We start from the raw sequence: 24,267 nt of genomic DNA on the forward strand, positions 1-24,267 counted from the left end.
GAAAAGAGCATAGGAAAAAGCATACTAGTCCGTTTGACATTTTAGGCATAGCTTATAAATAAGGCTTTAAAGACAGGGTTTTAAGAATGATTGAATTTGTATAGTGAAAGTTAAGGTTATGGTTGGATAAATATTGAAAAAGAGATCGGTCATAACTCTCTTTTCGCAACACTCATTGTTAGCTTGACGGTTATGCACCGTTTCCCTACGCCCCTTGCCATAATAGGAATTTCTCGAAATCACACTTATGAAAGCGACCATGATAATAGAAAGAAGACTTTGGTGCCTTTATATCGTTTATAAATGCGTCAACATGAAGGTTTCAGCTACATTCTCTCTCTTTTTGAAGTGTCCGTTTAGTACAACACTGGCTGGATGGACAGGGAAACGGCGAGACTCCCGCGGGAGAAGGAGCTAGGCGAGATCCCACAGGGCGCAGCCCGAGGAAGCTTGCCAGTTCCCCCGCAGGAAAGCGAGTCGTTTCCAAGACCATCCCATTACTTTTATGGTAATGAGTCCACTATCTCGAAGCTGAGTCTTCAGCAAAAGGGAGCTTTACTGTAAAATGAACAGTGAGATTTAAAAGAGCAAATAATTAAAAGATTTTCCTTTATATTTAAAGGTTTTCCTGCTCTTTGATTCCTATTCCAAACATTTTCGTCATAGCGAGATGTTTCTCCAATAGGCCCACATTAAATCACAATGCTATTTTATAAAAGTATCGATTAGAAGAAAAACTCAAAAAAAGAACCAAGCCTGAACCAGGCTTGATTTCCTTTTATGTTTCAACTATCAATAAAAATTTTCTAATGATTTAGCATTCATGGACTCAGGCTCATAAGGAGGAGAAACCACCATTACCCCCTTGATCACTTCATCCCCTTCAGAATCCTCGGCATGTATGGATATCGTTACTTTATGTTGGGCTATATCTTTTTCCACTACCTCTAAACGAAACGAGATATCGGCATAATGGTAGACCGGCCTTGGAAAATCAAGCTCCTGGCGAAGAATATGGCTGCCTGGCCCTGGCAGATGCATGGATATCATAGAGGAAACCATCCCCTGCAGCATGACGGTTGGAACTATTGGCCGCTTGAAAGGTGTTTGGGATGCATAATCATGTTGGATATAAAGAGGATTAGCATCATCTGACAAACCTAAATACATGAGAAGGTCACGATCTTCAATTGTCTTCTCAGCTGTATAATGATCGCCAGACTTCAGTTCATGGATTTTTTTCCCAAGCTTTCGTTTTTTCCCTATCATTTCATCGCCCCCTCTGATGTAAACGCTTTCTCGTATGGTGATAAAAGGGATTCGGGGTAGATCCCCGAATCCCCGTCACCCTTATCTTTTATTGTAATATATTCAGTACATTTTTAACAGATTCAGCTGACTTATCTAATTGAGCTTTTTCTTCTTCTGTCAAATCAAGTTCGATTACTTCTTCAATCCCATTTCCGCCCAGTATAGTCGGGACACCAAGGTAAATACCTTCGTAGCCATACTCACCTTCTAAGTAAGCAATGGAAGGAATAACGCGGCGCTGATCTTTCAGAATAGCCTCAGCCATTTGTACTAACGATGCTGCTGGCGCATAATAAGCACTTCCATTGCCAAGGAGGTTGACGATTTCACCACCGCCTTTTCGAGTACGTTCTACGATTGCATCCAGGCGATCTTTTGAGATTAACTTTTCAAGTGGGATACCGCCTGCAAAAGAGTAGCGGATTAAAGGAACCATATCATCACCGTGACCGCCTAGCACAAAACCAGTTATGTCTTTGACAGACAAATTCAGTTCTTGTGCTACGAAAGTACGGAAGCGTGCGGTATCAAGCACTCCAGATTGACCGATGACACGGTTTTTCGGGAATCCAGCTTCTTGGAATACTGAATAAGTCATCGCATCAACCGGGTTCGTCAGAACAACGATGAGGCAATCTGGTGAGAACTTGACGATTTCTTTTGTAACACTCTTCATGATTTTAGAGTTGGTACTTACCAGGTCGTCACGGCTCATACCAGGCTTACGCGCAATCCCGGCAGTGATAATGACTAAATCAGATTCTTTGGTATCTTCATAGTTGGCTGTGCCGATAATATTGGAGTCAAACCCTTGAACTGGACTAGCTTCAAGCATGTCCAACGCTTTTCCTTTCGTCGGGTCTTCCATGTCAGGAATATCCACTAATACGACATCTCCCAGTTCCTTCTGAGCTAACATCAGTGCTGTAGTAGCCCCTGTAAAACCACCGCCGATAACTGAGATCTTTTTACGCTTGATTCCCATAAAAATCCCCTTCCCTATCGCTTGATTAGTCCATATTTTTGATTAGTGCATCGCCGAATTCAGACGTCTTAACTTCTGTAGCACCTTCCATCATGCGTGCAAAATCATACGTTACTGTTTTATTACCGATGGTTTTATCCATGGATTTGGTAATCAAGTTAGCTGCTTCTCTCCATTCCAGATGTTCAAGCATCAGGACACCAGAAAGGATGACAGATGATGGGTTGACTTTATCTTGTCCAGCATACTTCGGCGCAGTACCATGTGTCGCTTCAAAGATTGCATGTCCAGTTTCCTGGTTGATGTTCGCCCCTGGAGCAATACCGATACCACCGACTTGTGCCGCTAGTGCATCGGAAATATAGTCCCCGTTCAAGTTCATAGTAGCTACAACATCAAACTCTTTTGGACGAGTCAGGATTTGCTGAAGGAATATGTCGGCAATCGCATCTTTGACGATAATCTTGCCTGCTTGCTCTGCTTCATCTTGTGCTTTGTTTGCAGCATCTTTACCATCTTTTTCTACAATTTCATCATATTGGCGCCATGTGAATACTTTATCGCCGAATTCTTGTTCCGCAACTTCATATCCCCATGATTTGAATGCACCTTCTGTGAACTTCATGATATTTCCTTTGTGTACCAAAGTCACATTCTTACGCCCTTCGTTCAGTGCATACTCAATAGCGGCACGGACGATACGCTTTGTACCTTCTTCTGAAACAGGCTTGACGCCGATACCAGATGTTTCAGGGAAACGGATATTATGTACACCCATTTCATTTTGAAGGAAGTCGATGACTTTCTTCACTTCCGGTGTACCTTTTTGCCATTCGATACCTGCATAAATATCTTCTGTGTTCTCACGGAAAATGACCATGTCTGTATCTTCCGGATGCTTAACAGGAGATGGGACACCTGTAAACCAACGTACTGGTCGAAGACACGTGAACAAGTCAAGTTCTTGACGTAGCGCAACGTTCAATGAGCGGATACCGCCCCCGATTGGTGTTGTCAAAGGACCTTTGATTGCAATTTTATAGTCACGGATTGTATCTAGAGTCTCAGAAGGAAGCCATTCGCCAGTCTTGTCAAAAGCCTTTTGACCAGCTAAAACTTCTTTCCATTCAATACTTTTTTCTCCATTATACGCTTTATCAACTGCTGCCTCGATTACACGACTTGCAGCTGCCCAGATATCAGGGCCAATTCCGTCACCTTCAATGAATGGGATTACCGGACGGTCTGGTACGTTTAGTACTCCGTTTTCTACTGTAATTTTTTCAGCTTGTGTCAATCTCATTACCTCCTAATGTGTTGTTGGTATGTGGATTACATAATTATCATACGATAAATAATGATTAATAAAAAGGACTAGCCATATGAATCCACTGGTAAAGGGAGTCTTCTCTTTATGACTCCCTTCCTGCTAAAAAATTATAACTTTCTAATTATCGCTGGTCCAGTGATTTATACGTTTGACCCTTCGGACCTACATATTCCGCACGTGGACGGATCAGGCGATTGTTGTCATATTGCTCAAGAATATGAGCCAGCCAGCCGGAAACACGACTCACTGCGAAGATAGGTGTGAATAGATCATGATCCACTCCCAGGCTGTGATAAACAGAAGCAGAATAGAAATCCACGTTGGCAGGCAGGCCTTTTTCTTCTTTGATGTAATCTTCGATTTTAATAGACATCTCATAATATTTGGAGTGCCCTGTCAATTTAGTCAATTCTTTGGACATCTCTTTCAAAAATTTTGCGCGCGGATCGCCTTTTTGATAAACACGGTGACCCATACCCATGATTTTTTCTTTGTTGGCTAGTTTTTCTTTAATATATGGAACAGCGTTGTCCACTTCACCGATTTCAGTAAGCATCTTCATTACACGTTCGTTTGCTCCGCCATGAAGAGGTCCTTTCAATGCCCCGATTGCAGCCGTAACTCCAGAGTACACATCAGATAATGTGGCCACACAGACACGTGCTGTAAAAGTAGAGGCGTTCAATTCGTGATCAGCATGAAGGACAAGCGCCTTATTAAATGCTTCTACCTCGATATCCTCCGGTTCTTTCCCGTTAAGCATGTAAAGGAAATTCGCTGCGAAGCTCAACTCTTTCTTCGGGCTGATAGGATCTTGTCCTTTACGAAGACGTGCAAATGCAGTAACGATTGTAGGAATTTTAGCCTGCAAACGTACAGCCTTACGTTTATTCGCCCCTTCTTCCATTTCATCAGCCTCTGAATCATAAAGGCCAAGCATGGATACTGCCGTACGAAGAGCTGCCATTGGATGGACAGTAGATAGATCATACGATTTCAGATGTTCGATAACTTCTTTAGGAAGCTCCATGTTGGAAGCAAGATCATCTTTGAATGATTTAAGTTCTTGTTCATTAGGTAACTTTTGATTCCATAATAAATAAATAACTTCCTCAAAACTCGAATTTTCTGCTAAATCATCAATATCATAGCCGACATATGTCAGTTGATCATCGATGATGGAACTGATTGATGATTGTGTTGCAATAATACCTTCTAGACCTTTAGTTGCTGTCATACCCATTCTCTCCTTTATTTTTGATGACGCTTTCTAAATATACATTTATTCGAGAAAACGCTTTACCAACAAGCTATTAATGTGAATAGGAAATCATCCCCACTGCCAATTATAAAACATTCTAAAAAATATGTGAATTGAAACCGGTTAAATTGAATAGATTTTATCATTTTTATGAGGTATTCAAGCGGAATTTTGACGAAATCCAGCGCTAAAACGGCGATGTTTATCTATGTATTATTTTGAATTTTCATACAAATACAAAGTAATAATCGACCTAATACATGACGATATATGTACTCCTAAAAAACCACAGATGGACTGATCATAAAATTCACCTATAATTTCACCGGATAAAAAGACTCTTATTATATCCTATCACAATTAAGAATAAGTATGGTAATAGACCCGGAAGAAAGCTTTATTTAAGGCTTATTATTAAAAGGAAGGATCGCAAATATGGACATGTCATTTCTGAATAGATTATTCCGCTTCTTCATCGTGTTGTCGATTATATTGTTCTCTCTCACGCTTACCTATTATGTATTTCAATATGCTTATCCATTTTTGATTGCTTTTGGTATCGCATTCCTTATGAACCCGATTGTCAATTTTCTTCATCAGCGACTCCATTTCCCAAGGGGACTGTCGGTATTTAGTGTAATCCTTATAATCGCTGGTATATTCATTGGAATACTGATTTTACTTGTGGTAGAAATTGCAAACGGAACTGCCTATCTGGCTGCAGAGGTACCGGAACATTACAAATCCCTTGTTAATTATATTCAACTTTTCATTTCATCTACTATTATTCCACTTTATCAACGGCTGCTCTCTTTAATCAGCACACTTGATCCCTCACAGCAGGACACCATTATCAGTAGTATTCAAGAACTTGGAGAAAAAATTGCATACCAGGGGGCTTTCCTACTACAAGACTTCCTTCAACGCATTCCATTGGTGCTCAAACAATTGCCCAACTATGTTTCTGTTTTGATTTTTTCACTGTTAGGTACATTTTTTATCAGTAAAGACTGGCACAAATTCTCGGACAAACTATCCAAAAGTTTGCCAACCAAAGTGGTATCTTCTTTCTCTGAAGTTCTGCAGGGATTAAAGCTGGCTTTATTTGGGTTCTTCAAAGCACAAGTGATTTTGATTTCTATTACTGGAATGACAGTATTAATCGGTTTACTTTTTTTAAAGGTTGAACATGCTCTCACCATTGCACTGCTGACTAGCGTCGTCGATTTAATGCCTTACCTTGGGACTGGACTTATTTTTGTTCCATGGATCATTTATATGTTTGTAGCCGGCAACCACTTTTTAACAATCAGCCTTTCTCTACTTTACATGCTGGTAATCATTCAACGTCAAATGATAGAACCGAAAATCCTTTCCACAAATATCGGTTTGGATCCGCTGATGACACTGATCGCATTGTTTGCCGGCTTTCAATTGTTCGGATTTTCAGGGCTGATTATCGGCCCTGTAACGCTTGTCATTCTCCATACGCTTTATCAGGCAGGTGTTTTCCAGGAAATTTGGCGATACATTAATGAACCTAAAGAAAGTCCCTGATTAATCTTAAAGCGAATACGCTGAGCTTGTTGCACTCGTTACTAGTGCTTAGCATATCAATCACTTAGGATATATCGTAATGGTCCCGCGATCCATCATCCGTTTGATTAATTTACGGATCAAACGTTTAATCGGTGCACGCGTTGGTGGTAATAATAAAAGGAAGCCGATAGCATCTGTGATAAACCCTGGTGTAAGCAGTACAGCCCCGCCTACCAGTATGCATGCCCCGTCCAGTAGTGTATCTTGAGGCACTTGGCCATTCGCCATAGATTGCCGGAAATTATTGATTGTTTCCAATCCTTGTTGTTTTGCAAGCCATGCCCCTATGACCCCAGTCAGTATGATTAATAGAACCACCCATAATGGCCCGATGATATTGCCGACCCACACGAGCAACCCGATTTCTAATGCCGGAACTACTAATATGAATAATAATAACCAACGAAACATTGGCATAATCCTTTCTTGTTCAGTCTTCTTCTCTATTATACGACAAGCCTGCTTCAAACTAAAAAGAAAAGGATGATACTGCTCACTTTCAGCAGTATCACCCTTTATGATATTTATAGGACACCAGCGTGTCCACTGTAAATATCACCACGTGAACTATCGATAGTCAGGTCGTCTCCGTCTATAATCAGAGCAAATGCCTCTTCAACACCAACAATCACTGGTATACCGAGACTCAAACCAACTACAGCAGCATGAGACGTCAATCCGCCTTCCTGCGTAATCAGCCCACCAGCTTTTTCTATTGCAGGCATCATATCTTTATCTGTGCCATAAGTGACTAAAATATCGCCTTCTTCTACTTTGTCCAATGCTTCCTGAGTGCTTTTAGCTACAACTGCTCTCCCGTAAGCAGAACTTTGACCAATACCCTGGCCCTTCGCTAGCACGTCACCAATTACATGAACTTTCATCAAGTTAGTTGTGCCACTTTCTCCTACTGGAACGCCAGCGGTAATGATGATACGGTCTCCACGCTTGACAACGCCAGAAGCAAGGCCGCGATCAATCGCTTCTCCCAACATATCATCTGTAGTAGCAGCTCTTTTACCTAGTACTCCATGTACACCCCATACCAGTGAAAGCAGGCGTAGCACGCGTTCATTGGAGGTAATTGCTACAATGGGAGCCTGCGGACGATATTTAGATATCATTCGGGCCGTATGTCCACTTTCCGTTGGTGCTACAACCGCATTAACAGATAAGTTAATTGCTGTATGGGTGACGGATTGGCTGATAGCATCTGTAATCGTCAAATCACTTGTTTTCGAACGTTCCTGGAGAATTGCTTTATAGTCAAGTCCTGTTTCTGTTTTCTTAGCAATATTATTCATCGTTTGCACAGCTTCAACCGGGTAATTACCTGCTGCAGTTTCACCAGATAACATAATAGCGTCAGTCCCATCAAATATAGCGTTAGCTACATCAGATGCTTCTGCTCTTGTCGGACGAGGGTTACGTTCCATTGAATCCAGCATTTGCGTCGCAGTAATGACCGGTTTGCCGACTTGATTGCATTTTCGAATCAATTTCTTTTGCACCAATGGGACATCTTCCGCTGGTATTTCTACACCAAGATCCCCACGGGCTACCATCAGTCCATCACTGGCAGCAAGAATTTCATCAATATTGTCTACCCCTTCTTGATTCTCAATTTTAGGGATGATTTGAATATGAGTAGCACCGTGTTTTTCAAGAAGCTCTCTGATTTCCAATACATCGGAAGCCCTGCGAACAAAAGATGCAGCAATGAAATCAACATCCTGTTCAATACCAAATTCGATATCTTTCGCGTCTTTTTCAGTAATACCTGGCAAGTTGACACTGACATTAGGTACGTTGACACCTTTTTTCGTTTTCAACAAGCCGGAATTCAAGACAGTTGTTTTGATTTCATTATTTTCTTTATTCACTTCTTCCACCTGGAGTTCAATTAAACCATCATCCAACAGGATCTTAGAACCTTGATGAACATCATCAATCAGGCCTGGATAGGTTACAGAAATGCGTTCGTTGGTACCTTCAATTTCATCCATACTGACGAAAAGGGTGTCCCCTTGTTCCAATTTCACGCCGCCACCTTGCATGACACCAGTACGAATTTCAGGACCTTTCGTATCCAAGAGGATCGCAATGTTTTTATTGGTCTTCTCTGCTGCCTCACGAATATTCTTAATCCGCTGGCCATGCTCTTCGAAATCCCCATGTGAAAAGTTAAGGCGAGCTACATTCAATCCAGCCTCAATCAGCTTGGTCAACGTTTCTACCTGTTCGGATGCCGGACCAATCGTTGATACGATTTTTGTCTTTCTAATCATGTTTTTCCTCCTCATAAAAAGCTTCTTTACATTGGTATTTGCGAACCATACTTTTCTTTATATAGATAGTTCTTGAGAAAGCTGATACATTTCCATGTCGATGGAGTGTTTTTGATTCAACGCTTCAATAATGTCATGGTCGACCAATCGATTATTTTGAATACCTACTATCCGGCCTGCTTTCCCAGAGAGCAGGATATCTACAGCTTTTGCACCTAACCTGCTTGCTAAAACACGGTCAGCAGCTGTAGGAGAACCTCCTCGCTGCGTATGCCCTAAGACAGTGACCCTTGTCTCCAGGTCTGTTGCTTCTTTGATACGTTGACCGAATTCAAAACCACTGCCGACTCCTTCAGCTACAAGTATGATACTGTGTTTCTTGCCACGTTCATGGCCTCGCTTCAAACGCTGGACTACATCGTCAAAATTCTCCTGACGTTCAGGAACAAGAATCGTCTCAGCACCATCAGCTAAGCCGGCCCACAATGCTAAATCGCCCGCGTCTCTTCCCATTACCTCAATCACGTATGTACGCTCGTGTGAGGTAGCCGTATCGCGAATTTTGTCAATAGCTTCAATAATCGTGTTTAGAGCCGTATCAAAACCGATGGTGAAATCCGTACCTGGAATATCATTATCAATCGTACCTGGCACCCCGATACATGGATACCCTTTTTCAGTGAGCTTCTTAGCCCCTCTGAAGGAACCATCTCCACCAATGACCACCAAACCATCAATTCCATGTTTCTTTAATTGGTCAATACCTTTCTGCTGTCCTTCTTCTGTTTTGAATTCTTCACAACGCGCAGAGTATAACTTGGTACCACCACGCTGGATGATATCACCGACCGATCCCAGTTCCATTTTTTCTATATTGCCATCAATCAGTCCTTGATAGCCATATTTGATACCATAAACCTCTAAGTCATTAAAAATTGCTTTTCTTACTACCGCTCGAATAGCTGCATTCATTCCTGGTGCATCTCCACCACTGGTCAAAACTCCGATTTTTTTCATATCCAATCACCTCTTTTATAGGTTCCATTGCTTCTTTTTTCCCTATCTCAAGATAAATCTAAACTTACCTAATAGCAACATCGTTTCTGTGACAATTTCATGTTTATGCAGCTTTCACAATTAAGCTTGACTGTTTGCGAAAAAGATTATACGTGATGCACAAGCGGTTGGCAAACAAGATGACGCTTAGAGAATTATGCCTGGTAAATGAAAGCGCTATCCACCCCTGAAGATACGAAAAGCCGCACATTTATACTAAAGTGCGACTTTTCCCCTATAAGGCAATCTAGTTCAATTATAATGGAAGATCTGTATAATCTCCAATTTTCTTGTATTTTTTCCATCGAGCTTCTAATAATTCTTCTTTACTCAACTTCTTTAAACTGTCTATAGACTTTTGGAGCTCCTTATCAATATTAGCTGCCTGAGCTTCGATATCCCGGTGAGCTCCTCCTCGAATTTCTGTAATGACTGTGTCGATAATCCCTAATTTTTTCAAATCATAGGAAGTGATTTTCATCGTCTCTGCTGCATGCTGTGCCAAGTTCGAATCTTTCCATAATAAGGCAGCCGCCCCTTCCGGAGAGATTACCGAATACGTGGAGTTTTCCAACATATGGATATGGTCACCTACACCAAGCGCCAGCGCACCACCGCTTCCACCTTCCCCGATAACAATACAAATGATTGGAACTTCAAGGCCGGCCATTTCCATTAAATTACGTGCGATTGCCTCGCTTTGCCCTCGTTCCTCTGCAGCTTTACCGGGATAAGCACCTTTCGTATCAATAAAGCAGATAATCGGGCGTTTAAATTTATTCGCTTGCTTCATCAGACGCAAGGCTTTGCGGTAACCTTCCGGATGGGGCATGCCGAAATTACGTCGGAGGTTTTCTTTTGTATCCTTCCCACGCTGATGTCCTACTACTGTTACGGGCATATCTTTATATTTAGCGATCCCTGCCACAATCGCTTCATCATCTCCATATAACCGGTCGCCATGCAATTCGATGAAATCCGTGAAAATAGCATGGATATAATCCAGGGTTGTCGGTCGTTCAGGGTGCCTTGCTAATTGGACGCGATTCCAAGGCGTCAATCGATCGTATACGTCCTCTTCAAGATTTTCCAGACGCTGTTCTAAGGTTTCGATCTCCTGACTAAGATCCATTTCACTTTCTTCAGTGAGCCTTTTCAATTCTTCAATTTTTCCTCTGAGTTCGACCACCGGTTTTTCAAAATCCAATACTTGTTTCACGAAATTTCACCTCCTGGCTGATGGATACTTAAAATTGTTTCCAACTTGTTTTTAAGTTCATGACGATGGATCACACCATCCAATTGACCGTGCTTCAATAAAAATTCTGCAGTTTGAAAATCATCGGGCAGTTTTTCACGTATGGTTTGCTCAATGATCCTTCTTCCTGCAAATCCGATCAAAGCCCCAGGTTCTGCGAAATTAAAGTCCCCAAGGGAAGCAAAACTGGCAGACACCCCTCCTGTGGTCGGGTGGGTCATAACTGAAATCATCAGACCGCCTTCAGCATGGAGCCTTTGAATAGCGACAGATGTCTTTGTCATTTGCATTAAACTCAGTACGCCCTCTTGCATTCTGGCCCCGCCTGATGCGGTGAAAATTATAAAGGGGATTTTTTCCTGACGTGCCTGTTCAATTGCATTGGCAATTTTTTCACCAACTACCGAACCCATGCTGCCCATACGAAACCTGGCATCCATAACTGCGATAGCCGTTTCACAATTTCCAAGCTTCCCTTTACCGGTTACCACCGCCTCATTCAAGCCGGACTTTTGGCGATCCTTTTCAAGCTTGGCTTCGTAGTCAGGAAAACCTAAAGGGTTGGTGGACACCATATACTTGTCCCATTCTTCGAAGGAATCCTTCTCAAAAAGACTTTCGATTCTTTCAAAGGCATTTTGCTGGTGATGATGATCGCAATGAGGGCAGACATTCAAATTTCTTTCTAATTCTTTTCGGTAATATATTTTGTTGCATTTTGGACATTTTTGCATCAACCCTTCAGGTACTTCCTGCTTGCCTTCCTGGCTTGGGATAGGTGCATACTTGCGTTTTTTGTTAAATATATCTTTCAGCATCAAGGCTATTCCTCCTTTGGGACAAAACTTCTTTCATATAATGTAGCGGAAAACGCTCAAAAAGATTGTCGTTCCCTGTCAATTTTCATTCGACAAATTAAGCTCTTTTTCATACCAGCTCCTCAAATCGGGGAGATCTTTCTTCTCCATACCCTCAATCACTTTATGATAGAAGGATGTCTGGAAATCGAACTCATGTACCGTATTGGCAAACCCATCAATCAACTGCCACATCCGATTCAATAATTCATTCCCTGATAACTGAAACAAATATTGAAAAAAAGCATGGTGCAGCATCCTCTTATTTTGCTGGTGATCATCTAAAATCTTATCCAGATCTTCTATATGAGCTTGTTCCAAGTCTGCCATCACCTGGTGGGTGACTTCAATTTCAAGCATCATCTTAGCCGTGGCTAATTCTGCTTTAGTCCTGGCCTCATGTAGTATAAAGGTCGATAGCAGTTCTACCATATGATACGGCCGGTAGGTACGCATAAAGGTACCTTCGCCCCTTCGGGTTTCAATCAACCCTAACAGTTCCAGAGCGCGAAAGGCTTCCCTGATAGAAGATCGGCCGACATTCAGAAGCTCACTTAATTCGCGTTCAGAGGGGAGTTTGTCTCCAGGTCCTAGCTGATGTTGTTCAATATACATTTTTATTTGGTGTAATACTTCTTCATATACCTTTACTGTTTGAGACCCGGACAATGTGATGCCACTCCTTTACTCCAACACCTAACTGTTATTATTCCCAAAATAGAGGAATAGGTTCATTTATGTAAGTGGGAGAAAGGCAGCATCCTCTCTCCCTTACCCTTAATTTTCTTCATCAATCATGGTAAGTTTTCTCGTTTTTTCAGCTACTTCTTCAGGATCTACGTGAAGACGTGCTACTCCGGATTCCATGGCAGCTTTCGCAACACTTGCCGCCACTTTCGGTGCCACACGTGCATCGAAAGGAGCTGGGATGACATAGTCTTCGTTCAATTCTTCAGCTGTTACAAGAGATGCAATCGCTTCAGCCGCCGCTATCTTCATTTTTTCATTAATCCGTGTCGCTCGTACATCAAGCGCACCACGAAAGATTCCTGGAAATGCAAGGACATTATTCACTTGGTTAGGAAAGTCGGATCTGCCTGTTCCAATCACACGTGCCCCGGCAGATTTTGCATCTTCCGGCATAATTTCCGGATCAGGATTGGCCATCGCAAAAATAATCGGGTCCTCATTCATGGACTCAACCATTTCTTTCGATAACAATCCACCGACAGACACACCGATGAATACGTCAGCGTCCGTCATTATTTCCTCCAGGGAGCCCTCTTGCTTATCCTTATTCGTGATTTTTGCAATTTCATCTTTTACATCGTTCATTCCATAATTACGTCCTTCAAAGATGGCCCCTTTAGAATCACACATAATTATGTCACGTACACCAAAATGATAAAGCAGCTTGATAATGGCGATACCCGCAGCTCCAGCCCCATTAGCTACTACTTTTATATCGGAAAACGACTTTCCGACGATTTTTAAAGCATTCATCAACCCCGCCACGGTTACAATGGCTGTCCCATGCTGATCATCGTGGAAGATTGGAATATTCGTTTCTTTTTTCAATTGTTCTTCAATAATGAAACAGTTTGGAGCTGCGATGTCTTCCAGATTGACGCCCCCGAATGTCGGTTCCATCAGTTTGACAGTATTTACGATTTCATCCACTTTATGTGTATCTAGACAGATTGGGAAAGCATCTACTCCGGCAAAACTTTTAAATAATGCAGCTTTCCCTTCCATGACGGGCAACGAAGCCTCGGGGCCGATGTTTCCTAACCCCAGTACAGCTGAACCATCACTTACAACAGCTACCATATTCCCTTTCATTGTATAATCATAAACTGATTCTTTATGGTCATAGATCTCTTTACATGGCTCTGCTACTCCCGGGGAATAAGCAAGGCTAAGATCTTTAGCGTTTTTAATAGGTACTTTTGAATGGGTTGCTAATTTTCCTTTATTGACACGATGGATGTGTAATGCCTCATCTCTTAAATTTGACACCTGAAACCGCTCCTTTATAAACAATAAATATGGATAATTCATAGATAAATTCGAGTGGTCTGACCACCATGGTTAGACTCCTTAATTATAACAGATGATATATAGGTGTAAAGCAACACCCTTTACATCGACTATTATTAACTTTAAAACCCAGCTTCCTTCCCCTGTGAAAGCTGATCTTACTTCTGTATTACGACCCTGCTGCAGCGAGAATTCAGGTAAAAACGAGCTCAGCATACCATAGCCTGGACGCTGAGCTTCATCAAGTTATTTAGTTGAAGCTGGAACAACAGATTCTTTACCAAAATAATCATGTAATGCCTGCAAACATTCCCTGGAAAGGTTTAGATAATAGTCACTGGATAGCCGATAGGTTTTTCCCTTATTTGCATTATGAACAATTACAGGCGTATTACCTGGGAAATGATCGGCAACTTGTCGAATCGCCTGTAAAGCGTCAAATTCTTCTTGGTCTGACAACCGGATGAACAGCTTTCTAGCCGTATCATCCCCATCTTCAATCATATTTTCAGAAAATGGCTCAATAACAGAAAGCAGCCACTGCAACTGGTTTTTCCTATTTTCAATATTCCCTTCAAAACAGATCAGCATCTCTTCTTGCAGCCATGGTCTTACTTTCCGGTATAATTCGGGAAAGATGACGGAATCCGCCTCTCCTTGCTCATCACTTATGGTCATGAAAGCCATTGGGTCGCCTCTCTTTGTTCTGATTTGTTTAATATGATCAACAACCCCACAGGATTTCAAATGCTTCTTCTGCTTTAACGATTCCATTTTGTTCAATGAAATAAAACCGTTGGCGCGGAGCTTAGTACGATAATCTTCCAAGGGATGGCTTGACATGTATGTTCCGAGAACTTCTTTTTCCATGGTTAGTTGTTTAAGCCGAGTAAAAGGTTCGGTTTCTACATAGTTATCATCCAATATCAGATCCTCCTGAAAAAAAGAAGGCTGATCATCAAACTCCTTGAACAACTCACCTTGTTCTATTGCCTGATCAATACTTGCAAGCAAACTGGCGCGGTTAGGATGAGTTTCATCAAAAGCACCTGCCATGATCAATGACTCAATCACTTGTCGATTAACAGCTTTTAAGGGAACTCTTAAACAAAAATCAAAAATATTTTTAAACGAAGCTTGCTTTCTTGCATCTATTATCTCTTGCACCGCTTGATACCCTACACCTTTAATCGATAACATCCCCATCTGGATGTTTCCATTTTTCACTCGGAACCCAGCATAGCTGTTATTGATGGATGGCGCTGTTACCTTTACATCAGACTCTTTTGCTTCCCGGATGTATGCTGCCAGTTTTTCGTGATTGCCTGCATTGGAATTCATTAGCTCTGCCAGGAAGTAGGCGGGATAATGAGCTTTCAAGTAAGCAAGCTGATAGGAAATCATACTGTAAGCTACAGCATGGCTGCGGTTGAATCCATAGTTAGAAAATTTAACGATCCACTGGTAAATTTCTTTAGCAACTTCATCCTGGTACCCCTTTTTCCTTGCTCCATCCAGAAAAGCAGCTTGCTGCTCAGCAATCAACTCCTGCTTCTTTTTACTGACAGCTCTTCTTAAAACATCGGCCTGTCCAAGCGAAAAACCTGCGATTTGATTGGCTACCTGCATAATTTGTTCTTGATAAACCAGTACACCAAAAGTTTTCTCTAAAATTGGCTCCACATCAGGGTGAGGATATTCCACAGTAGCTCTACCGTGCTTACGGTCGATATAGAGAGGAATATATTCCATGGGACCTGGTCGATACAAAGCGTTAACAGCTACAACATCTTCAAAACGATTAGGTTTTAATTTTTGAAGTACGCCCTTCATCCCTTGGGACTCTAATTGGAAAATTCCATTCGTCCTGCCTTCCCTCAATAATTGGTAAGTTGCCTCATCGTTGTAAGGAATAGAATCAAGAGAAAAATCACGCCGCAGAGAGCGGACTATATTGGCTTCAATTCGTTCTAAAAGAGTCAGGTTACGTAATCCTAAGAAGTCCATTTTTAACAAACCGATTGTTTCTAAATCTCCCATGGCATACTGAGTAAGAGGGACGCCTTCATGTCCAGCCATTAATGGAACATTCTCTGTAAGTGAAACTTCACTGATCACCACTCCAGCCGCGTGGGTCGATGTATGTCTTGGCAAACCTTCGAGCTTGGCGGCAATTTTGAATAACAATTGAAGCTTTGGCGATTGACGTATATACATAGCCAGTTCTTCCGATTGCTTGACAGTGCCTACTATTGTTTTGTCGCTGCTTACAGAAAACTCTTTCAATATAAAAGCTGCATCCTGTTGATCGATACCAATGGTTTTAAATAATTCACGCAACAGACTCCGGGCCGCAAACGTGCCAAATGTTATGATTTGCGCAACATGGTCCGGGCCATATTTTTGAGTGACGTACTGAATCACTTCATCTCTACGGTGATCGGAAAAGTCAATGTCGATGTCGGGCATCGATATGCGCTCCGGGTTAAGAAACCTCTCGAACAGCAAATCGTAATGCAGCGGATTGACTTCTGTAATTCCAAGTAAATAAGCAACCAATGAACCAGCGGCTGATCCACGTCCTGGCCCTACCTTGATATTTTGCTGCTTCGCATAAGTGACGAAGTCCCAAACAATCAGGAAGTAATCACTGAAGTTCATGGAAGTGATAATCTTCCATTCATATTCCAGACGCTTGACTGCCTGTGCTTTATCACTGTCATCTAATTGTTCAATTGCCCGATCACAGATTTCTTTTAAGTACTCATCCGCGGTCTTACCTTCAGGGACTGGAAAAGACGGGATTTGTTGCTCATTCAACGGTAATTCTACCTTGCATTGTTCAGCGAGTTGTTCGGTTTCTGTTAATATATCAGGCCACCATTCTGAAAATAACCGTTCCATTTCCTGGGCTGTTCGTAAATGCCGCTCTTTACTTTCCCCAGTACTTTCTCCAGGAGACCACCGTCGGCCTTCCCTCATTGCTGTTAAGCAATCAAAAGCCTGGGCATCTTCTGGTTGGAGATAACGCACATCCTGCAATGCGACAGCCTGAGCACCATGATCTGCTACGAACTGTTTCAATCTGTCATGCAGCTTGCGCTCCCGCTCCAAATTATGATCCTCAACCCCTAAATAAACACTTGAATTCTCAAAAGCAGCAGTCCATTTGGTCAGGAAATCATGAGCTCCGTTCTCATTTCCGACTTCTAAATAATGGGCTATTGGTGAATCTACAGCAGGTAAAATTGTAATTACACCGGCCGTATAGTTATGTAATGCCTCTACATCTACAGACTTACTTTCCCCTGATTGTATGTAGCTGCTCAATCTCAGCAAATTTTTGTAGCCCGAGAGATGCTTTGCTAATAATACGGCGGAAAAAGTCTGGTCATTTATTTCCACTTCGACTATCATACCAAGAATCGGTCTGATTCCTTCTTTTATACAAGCCTGGTAAAATTCTACGGCTCCGTGCATGACCCCCTCGTCTGTCAAAGCTAGAGAGGTGAATCCACTTTTTTTCGCCGTCTGAACTAATTTATTGATGGTTATACTGCTCTTCATCAAACTATAACCGCTGCGGACTTGCAAATGCGTAAACGACATTCTGATCACCTTTCTTCCTTATCTATTATTATAGCTGATTGTTAGAGGGGAATGAAACCACACCGCATACCTTGTCTTATGATTTCATATATTTAATAGAACTATATAAAAGGGCAGACCGGGCAGAATCGCAAGAGAGGGTTGGTAATTGTGGAAGAACGGTTGATTGTTTCCATGATTCATGTTTTTTTTATTGCTTTCGGAGTCATGGTCGGTGGTGCGTTTATTGGTAGTCTCGGCAGTCTTTTGACAGGTGAGGCACCATATACCTCGATGGTACGAATTTCAAAAGGTTTGAGGATTTGGGCGATAGTGGCGGCAATAGGCGGGACATTTGATACAATCGCACGCTTTGAAAGAGGAATTTTTGATGGGTCGACCTTTGATATATTTAAACAAATTATGGTCATTGTTGCTGCCATGGGTGGCGTAAAAGCTGCGCTGTTATTTTTTCAATGGATTTTGCAAGAGGATATCACATGATGCACATTCCCACATATTATAAGCGGAGAGGATGGCAGCGTTTTTTTGCAGGGTTAATTGTAGGAGCCATCATTGCTTATGGACTTTTACTATACGTAAGTGGCAGCTTGCTTGAACATTGGGTGGAGGAAAACATCCGATTAAGAGGAAAGTTGACTGAGCTTGAGTCTGCATATGAAGGCCTTTTAAACACCCAGGAAGAGGAAGAAAAACAATTCACCGTCCAACAAATAGAGATAGCTTTTACTAATGATAAGCGCCTGCAGTTGGACCGTTTGACGAAACATCAACTAGAAACATTATTAAAAGCTGAAATCGAGGGTGTGATTGGAAAGAATGTAGAGGAGATCGGTAAAAATCGCGATTTGCTTATCAAAGCAATTGAAAACAAACGGTTCCGAATTGATGATTTCACCTATCAGGTGGAAGTAGTCCAACTTATCATTTACACACAACTCAGCTTAGAATTAAGTATTTCTATTGATACTTGACCATGAAAAATTAAAATTATGACAAAATGATGAAATTTTCAGAAAAATGTAGCGAATCTCTGTTGAATTTTATACAATAGAGTTAGATAAATAGCAATTCAAATCAAAGGGGTGAGTGTTATGTTGATCATGGACCGTCATCGCCTGGTGGAGGAAAAGATTGCACAGCTCATGAACGGTTACACCGCATACGCAGAAACTGATGAACTCATCCGTCTAATGAAAAGAGATGTAGCCAGACGCCAGCTCAATGTCTTTTTCGACCGCACGGATACAGGCTGCTGGTTCATTCCAGTTGACCCAGTTAAGTCGAAACATTAAAGGTTGAACCCTCACGAACCTATATAGGCTCGGAGGGTTATTTTGTGTGAATTATCCCTTTTGATTTTCCTGCTTATACTGCCTGCATACTTCTTCGAGTTCAGCTGTTATCGCTTCTGTTTCTTCCCAGGAATGTGCAGAAGCACCAGCTGCCATTGGATGTCCCCCGCCATTATGATTTGCGGCCACACCATTGATGATTGGACCTCTTGAGCGTAATCGCACACGGATTACCTCGTCTTCTTCGACGTAAAATGCCCAGGAAAGAACACCTTCCACATCCCCAAGAATACCTACTAACTGGCTGGTTTCCAATACGGTCACCCCATACTCTTTCATGACATCTTTCGTAATACGGATAGTGCTCAACCCCGATGGTGATACCGTGAAGTGCTGGAGTATGTAACCCTTCAGCCGGACGACATTCATCTTGGTGTTATACATGCCCTCATATAAACCCGGACGGTCAAAAGGATAACGAACCAGATCAGCAGCATACTTCAATGTCTTTGTCGTTGTGCTTGGAAATAAAAACCTTCCAGTATCTCCTACAATTCCCGCATACAAAAGACGCGCACCCGCCTCTGTCAGCTTCAACCCTTGCTTTTCAAATTCCAGGTAAAATTCATAAATCAACTCACTCGCTGAGCTGGAATCTGTATCGACCCACTGGATATCCCCGTACTGATCGACATTCGGGTGATGGTCAATTTTAATTATTTCTTTTCCCTTGGTATAACGTTGATCGTCCACCCTTGCTTGATTAGCAGTATCGCATACAATAACCAGGGCTTGTTCATAATCCTGATCCGCCACTTCATCCATACCTATCAGGAAATTTAAAGAGGGATCTTCTTCCCCGGTTAGCAAGACTGCCTTCTCCGGAAAACTTGCCTGGATGATCTCCTTTAAGCCACCAGTAGAACCTAGTGCATCAGGATCCGGTCTTACATGCCTGTGAATGATGATTTTCTCGTATTCTGTTATCTTTTCCAATATCTTTGTTTTGCACATATAATTACTCCTTACCTCGCATGGTTACTTACTATTTAATCATAGAAATCCAATAACAGGTAGCATATTTGATTAAAACAAGCTACAATAGTATTGATTTCAGACAATATTAGGGAGTAGATTTCATGCTGATATTTTCCACTTTGATTCTTGTTTCACTTATTTTATATATTTATTATAAAGTAAATATAACCCGCACCCGAGACAGATTGACTCAGCTTTATTTCAATGGAAAAGCCAGGATTTGTCTTGGAAGCTTTGTTTTCTTCTTTGGTATCAATCAGTATCTCTTTTATGAAACAAAACTCTCGCTTTATATAGGCATCGTGTTCCTTGTACTAGGTGGCATGCAGATGTACTTCGGTTTCAAAAGCTCTCGCCATTATAAAAACGAGTACCAGAAACAAGAAACAGCTTCCAACTGACTAGGATAGGAAAGGCAGCGCATAGGAGCGCTGCCTTTTTTGCTGTCTCAACGGTCGATTAATTGTGCCATTAACAGGGCTTTTCCCACCAGTGTCTTTTCATGATAGAGCTCAACGTCTACCTTAGCAAATTTACGACCGACTTCCATGATTTCCGGTTTGATTTCAATGACACTCTCAATCTGAACAGGTTTAATAAAATAAACCGATAAGTTTTCTACCACCAGGTCGCCTTTTTTATATTTTCGAAGCAGCCGGCTGCTTGCTTCCGTCACTAGTGAAGTGAATACCCCGTAGGAAAGGCTTCCCAGTTGGTTGGTCATTTGCGGAGTGACAGCAACCTGGAATAGCATATTATTACCTTCTTCTCCGATTACTTCCACCTGTTTGCTTACCAGATCATCTATCGTTTCTCCAACCTGTGGCTGGCGCTGAATATGCTGCAAAGCTTTCAAAACATCCTGCCTGGAAATCAGCCCTTGCAGTTTATGGTGCTGGTCGACTACTGGCATGATTTCAATTCCTTCCCAAACCATCATATGAGCAGCATTGGCTAGAGATGTTTTGGTTTGAACTGTCATTGGATTTTTTGTCATTACTTTATCAATGACTATACTCCTGTCTTTTCCAATGACATCTTTCGAAGTTACCATCCCCACTACACGATTGTTACCATCGACGACTGGATACCTGCTGTGTGAAGTAGCTTCATTCAATTCATGCCAATTTTCAACGGTATCTGTCGTTTTCAAATAATAGGATTGCTCAAAAGAAGTATAGATATCCTCGACCAGCACGATTTCTTTTTTAATGAGCTGATCATAAATCGCCCGGTTGATCATAGCTGCTACAGTAAACGTATCATAACTCGTGGAAATGATCGGCAATTTCTTTTCATCAGCCAGTTTCTTGACACGATCTTCCGTATCAAATCCACCGGTAATCAAGACAGCCGCTCCTTCTTTCAATGCTAATTCATGAGCATTCGTCCGGTTACCTACTATCAGTAACGACCCCGCTTCTGTATAGCGCATCATCGCTTCCAGCTTCATCGCTCCGATAACAAATTTATTCAATGTTTTATATAAACCTTCTCTGCCTCCCAGCACCTGACCATCTACAATATTGATGATTTCCGCAAAGGTGAGGCGTTCAATGTTTTCTTTCTTCTTTTTTTCAATTCGAATTGTCCCGACACGTTCAATCGTACTTACCAGGCTTTGATTTTCAGCTTCTTTAATAGCTCTGTATGCGGTTCCTTCACTGACATTCAGTTCTTTTGCTATTTGGCGTACGGATATTTTATTGCCCACGGAAAGTGATTCAATAAATTGCAGGATCTGTTCATGTTTCGTAGCCATTGTCATTCACCATTCTTTCTAACTGTACTAGTGTTTATGTATCTAATTGTTATTATACAGATGATACAGTCTTCCTGCAATTTTTAACAGAAAATCCAACTTGCGGCTGCTTGCTTTTATTGGCTAAAATTTTATTATATTGGCTGCTTTACATTTTTATCAGCTGATTTTTGATGTATTGGCTACAAAGGGTATTAGGCGAATAGAGCCTATTCCCATAAAAAAAACCGTCACTTCCAAAAGTGACGGTTCGGCTAAACTATTACAATTCGATAGATTCGCCTACTTCTAAAGCTTTACCTGTCCCAGGGTTCACCTTTTCAGCGAAGGCTTTCCCATCCTGGTTGATCAGATCGAAGGTGTTATAGTGAATAGGTACTACCTGTTTAGCATCCAGCCATTTAGCAGCGACCAATGCGTCATCTGGTCCCATCGTGAAATTATCCCCAATCGGTATGAATGCCAAATCAATTTTATTCATTTCACCAATCATCTTCATATCACTGAATAACCCGGTATCGCCCGCGTGGAAAATGGTTTTGCCTTCAACCGTCAATAAAATGCCAGTCGGCATACCAGTGTAAACGGTAGTTCCATCTTCTTCGGTGTAAGAAGAACCGTGAAATGCCTGGGTAAACTTAACTTTACCAAAATCGAACTCATGTGAGCCGCCGATATACATCGGATGAGCATTCACGCCCTTATTCCCAAGGTATTCCGCCAATTCGAACGGAGCTACTACTAGCGAATCATTACGCTTAGCGATGTCGACTGTATCACCGACATGATCATTATGACCATGGGTCAACAGGATGACATCTGCTTTAACTTCATCGGCGTTGAGATCCGTATTTCCATTCCCGGAAATGAATGGATCGAATAAAATCGTTTTACCATTTGCTTCTACTTTTACGACGGAATGACCATGAAATGTTGCTTTCACACTATCCTCTCCTTCGCAGAAATTTTACAATATTCTCATTTAATAATTATCCCAAGCTTGCTCATATTTTTCAATTAAATGAGGATCAATCAATGTATTGGGTTTCAAAGGGACCTTATTCCCTTTCCGGTTGATTATTTCCCTGTCTTCATCTTTTCCAAACACCGTAAAAGCACGGAGAAGATCCTCGGTGAGGTAAGTTGTTTCAACAGAGATATCGAGATCTTTAAGTTCAATTTTTTCTCGCGACGCCATGACAAACCCCCAGTTACCGAAGCTCGGAATATCGAGATGGAAGTTTTCCGTTTCTAATCCTGTCGAGCGGATGGTTTCATCAATCGTCCAATAGACTTCCGTAGCAAAGACAGGGCTGGTCGCCTGAATCATTGCTGCTCCTCCTGGACGAAGATGGTTCCTAATAAGTGAATAAAATTCACGCGTATACAATTTATTCAGGCTTTCATTGTTCGGATCAGGAAGGTCGATAATGATAACATCGTAAAATTCATCATTCTTCTCCAGAAACTCGAAGGCATCCTCGTTGTATACTGTTACTTTCTCATCTTTCAAAGCACCTTCATTCAACTGGAGCAAATGATAATTAGTGTTAGCCAGCTCGGTAACAGCAGGATCCAAATCTACCAGTGTAATTTCTTTTAATTGTTTGTATTTCAATAATTCCCGAATTGCAAGGCCATCGCCGCCGCCGAGCACCAAAACATTTTTCACATCTTCAGCCTTTGACAACGGTGGATGGACGAGCGTCTCATGATAACGGTACTCATCAGAAGAACTGAATTGCAGGGAACCATCGAGGTACAAACGAGTGTCTCCTTGTTCTTTAGTGAGCACAATTTTCTGATAGGCACTATTTTCGTTAAAGATGATTGGATCTTTATATAACTTCTGTTCAAAGGAAAACGCCATTTCTTCCCCAAAAAACAGTCCTGCCAGCAAAAGCAGAGCAATGATAGCTCCGGATAGGATATGTACCTTTAACTTAGCAATTTCTTTACGGAATAAATAAAGTACAACCAAGGCTACTGATAAATTGATTAATCCCACGAAAAATGCACTTTTCACCATACCGAGCTGCGGGCGAAGTAAAAACACAAATAAAAGCCCGCCGATAAGCCCTCCTGCATAGTCTGAAAACAACACACGAGCCGTACTGCGATTCAATTCTACTCCGATTTCATTCGCTTTTCGAATAAGGAGAGGAAGTTCAAGTCCAGTCAACGTCCCGATAACCAATGTCACGGAATATAAAAACAACGCATCTGTGCCATCTGGCGCGAATGCAGTCATACCAAACATCATAAAGCTTGAAAAGCCACCAATTAAAGCTACCATGAACTCGATCCATATAAAAGCTATGATTAACCGCTTCAATACTTTTTCACTGATAGACGCACCAATCCCCATCCCTGTCAAGAACAGGCTGATGGTCAACGTATATTGTTTTACGCCATCACCCAGTATGTAAGAGCCCAAAGCACCAAATAGCACCTCAAAAATAATTCCACAAATTGAGACGATACCTGAAGCCCAGTAAATGAAATGACTCTTTTTAATAGCTTCTTGTTGCATAGTTGATCACTCCGATGAACAAATATAAAGAAAAAAGGGCCGTCT

At 41.7% G+C, this 24,267-nt stretch carries 21 protein-coding genes; 5 read left to right on the forward strand and 16 right to left on the reverse strand.

Annotated features, from left to right (window positions below; genetic code table 11):
* Positions 1-792: 792 nt before the first annotated feature.
* The 4 genes from ACGTN9_RS15700 to citZ all read right to left on the reverse strand — a co-directional run bounded on the left by ACGTN9_RS15700 (position 793) and on the right by citZ (position 4,863).
* Entirely contained in the window at positions 793-1,269 is a 477-nt protein-coding gene (locus ACGTN9_RS15700; RefSeq protein WP_499594338.1) for a MaoC/PaaZ C-terminal domain-containing protein, read from the reverse strand.
* 88 nt (positions 1,270-1,357) lie between these two features.
* Complete coding sequence (mdh, locus tag ACGTN9_RS15705; RefSeq protein WP_499594340.1) at positions 1,358-2,296, reverse strand: malate dehydrogenase; 939 nt, start codon at positions 2,294-2,296, stop codon at positions 1,358-1,360.
* A gap of 25 nt (positions 2,297-2,321) precedes the next feature.
* The gene (gene icd / locus ACGTN9_RS15710; RefSeq protein WP_499594342.1) at positions 2,322-3,593 is read right to left on the reverse strand and encodes an NADP-dependent isocitrate dehydrogenase; all 1,272 of its coding nucleotides are present in this window, start codon (positions 3,591-3,593) and stop codon (positions 2,322-2,324) included.
* 154 nt (positions 3,594-3,747) lie between these two features.
* Positions 3,748-4,863: a citrate synthase gene (gene citZ, locus ACGTN9_RS15715; RefSeq protein ID WP_499594344.1), complete on the reverse strand. Its 1,116-nt coding sequence runs from the start codon at positions 4,861-4,863 to the stop codon at positions 3,748-3,750.
* A gap of 459 nt (positions 4,864-5,322) precedes the next feature.
* Between citZ and ytvI the strand changes: the two genes are divergently transcribed.
* On the forward strand, positions 5,323-6,444 hold the full coding sequence (gene ytvI / locus ACGTN9_RS15720) for a sporulation integral membrane protein YtvI (protein ID WP_499594346.1): 1,122 nt from the start codon (positions 5,323-5,325) through the stop codon (positions 6,442-6,444).
* A 60-nt stretch (positions 6,445-6,504) separates the two neighbouring features.
* Here ytvI and ACGTN9_RS15725 read toward each other — a convergent pair whose 3' ends face one another.
* From ACGTN9_RS15725 to dnaE, 8 genes are all read right to left on the reverse strand, one after another.
* Complete coding sequence (locus tag ACGTN9_RS15725; RefSeq protein WP_499594348.1) at positions 6,505-6,897, reverse strand: FxsA family protein; 393 nt, start codon at positions 6,895-6,897, stop codon at positions 6,505-6,507.
* Between the two features lie 113 nt (positions 6,898-7,010).
* Positions 7,011-8,774 carry a pyruvate kinase gene (gene pyk / locus ACGTN9_RS15730; RefSeq protein ID WP_499594350.1) on the reverse strand — a complete coding sequence of 588 codons (1,764 nt, stop codon included), beginning with the start codon at positions 8,772-8,774 and terminating at the stop codon, positions 7,011-7,013.
* 57 nt (positions 8,775-8,831) lie between these two features.
* Positions 8,832-9,791, reverse strand: a complete 960-nt coding sequence (gene pfkA, locus ACGTN9_RS15735) for a 6-phosphofructokinase (RefSeq protein WP_499594352.1) — start codon at positions 9,789-9,791, stop codon at positions 8,832-8,834.
* A 295-nt stretch (positions 9,792-10,086) separates the two neighbouring features.
* On the reverse strand, positions 10,087-11,049 hold the full coding sequence (accA, locus tag ACGTN9_RS15740) for an acetyl-CoA carboxylase carboxyl transferase subunit alpha (RefSeq protein WP_499594354.1): 963 nt from the start codon (positions 11,047-11,049) through the stop codon (positions 10,087-10,089).
* Positions 11,046-11,906 (reverse strand): acetyl-CoA carboxylase, carboxyltransferase subunit beta, encoded by an 861-nt coding sequence (gene accD / locus ACGTN9_RS15745; protein ID WP_499594356.1) that lies wholly within the window; start codon positions 11,904-11,906, stop codon positions 11,046-11,048. Before accD ends, accA begins: the two co-directional genes overlap by 4 nt.
* Before the next feature lie 78 nt (positions 11,907-11,984).
* The gene (locus ACGTN9_RS15750) at positions 11,985-12,614 is read right to left on the reverse strand and encodes a FadR/GntR family transcriptional regulator (protein WP_499594358.1); all 630 of its coding nucleotides are present in this window, start codon (positions 12,612-12,614) and stop codon (positions 11,985-11,987) included.
* A gap of 108 nt (positions 12,615-12,722) precedes the next feature.
* Entirely contained in the window at positions 12,723-13,964 is a 1,242-nt protein-coding gene (gene ystJ / locus ACGTN9_RS15755) for an NADP-dependent malic enzyme (protein ID WP_499594360.1), read from the reverse strand.
* 267 nt (positions 13,965-14,231) lie between these two features.
* Positions 14,232-17,594: a DNA polymerase III subunit alpha gene (gene dnaE / locus ACGTN9_RS15760; RefSeq protein ID WP_499594362.1), complete on the reverse strand. Its 3,363-nt coding sequence runs from the start codon at positions 17,592-17,594 to the stop codon at positions 14,232-14,234.
* Positions 17,595-17,744: 150 nt separating this feature from the next.
* On the opposite strand from dnaE, the gene ACGTN9_RS15765 reads away from it, so the two are divergent.
* The 3 genes from ACGTN9_RS15765 to ACGTN9_RS15775 all read left to right on the forward strand — a co-directional run bounded on the left by ACGTN9_RS15765 (position 17,745) and on the right by ACGTN9_RS15775 (position 18,889).
* Complete coding sequence (locus ACGTN9_RS15765; RefSeq protein ID WP_499594364.1) at positions 17,745-18,077, forward strand: YtrH family sporulation protein; 333 nt, start codon at positions 17,745-17,747, stop codon at positions 18,075-18,077.
* The gene (gene ytrI, locus ACGTN9_RS15770) at positions 18,074-18,568 is read left to right on the forward strand and encodes a sporulation membrane protein YtrI (RefSeq protein ID WP_499594366.1); all 495 of its coding nucleotides are present in this window, start codon (positions 18,074-18,076) and stop codon (positions 18,566-18,568) included. Before ACGTN9_RS15765 ends, ytrI begins: the two co-directional genes overlap by 4 nt.
* Before the next feature lie 120 nt (positions 18,569-18,688).
* Positions 18,689-18,889 carry a YtzJ family protein gene (locus tag ACGTN9_RS15775; RefSeq protein WP_499594368.1) on the forward strand — a complete coding sequence of 67 codons (201 nt, stop codon included), beginning with the start codon at positions 18,689-18,691 and terminating at the stop codon, positions 18,887-18,889.
* Between the two features lie 51 nt (positions 18,890-18,940).
* On the opposite strand, the gene ACGTN9_RS15780 is transcribed toward ACGTN9_RS15775, so the two are convergent.
* Positions 18,941-19,903 carry a DHH family phosphoesterase gene (locus tag ACGTN9_RS15780; protein ID WP_499594370.1) on the reverse strand — a complete coding sequence of 321 codons (963 nt, stop codon included), beginning with the start codon at positions 19,901-19,903 and terminating at the stop codon, positions 18,941-18,943.
* Positions 19,904-20,028: 125 nt separating this feature from the next.
* On the opposite strand from ACGTN9_RS15780, the gene ACGTN9_RS15785 reads away from it, so the two are divergent.
* Positions 20,029-20,328, forward strand: coding sequence for a YtpI family protein (locus ACGTN9_RS15785; protein ID WP_499594372.1), 300 nt, complete (start codon positions 20,029-20,031; stop codon positions 20,326-20,328).
* A 47-nt stretch (positions 20,329-20,375) separates the two neighbouring features.
* On the opposite strand, the gene ACGTN9_RS15790 is transcribed toward ACGTN9_RS15785, so the two are convergent.
* The 3 genes from ACGTN9_RS15790 to ACGTN9_RS15800 all read right to left on the reverse strand — a co-directional run bounded on the left by ACGTN9_RS15790 (position 20,376) and on the right by ACGTN9_RS15800 (position 24,222).
* A complete protein-coding gene (locus tag ACGTN9_RS15790) occupies positions 20,376-21,689 on the reverse strand; it encodes a DRTGG domain-containing protein (protein ID WP_499594374.1) in 1,314 nt (437 codons plus the stop codon).
* Positions 21,690-21,951: 262 nt separating this feature from the next.
* The gene (locus tag ACGTN9_RS15795) at positions 21,952-22,632 is read right to left on the reverse strand and encodes a metal-dependent hydrolase (protein WP_499594376.1); all 681 of its coding nucleotides are present in this window, start codon (positions 22,630-22,632) and stop codon (positions 21,952-21,954) included.
* 39 nt (positions 22,633-22,671) lie between these two features.
* The gene (locus ACGTN9_RS15800; protein ID WP_499594378.1) at positions 22,672-24,222 is read right to left on the reverse strand and encodes a polyamine aminopropyltransferase; all 1,551 of its coding nucleotides are present in this window, start codon (positions 24,220-24,222) and stop codon (positions 22,672-22,674) included.
* Positions 24,223-24,267 lie beyond the last annotated feature (45 nt).

Source organism: Halobacillus sp. B23F22_5, from assembly GCF_043497085.1.
Lineage (GTDB): Bacteria > Bacillota > Bacilli > Bacillales > Halobacillaceae > Thalassobacillus.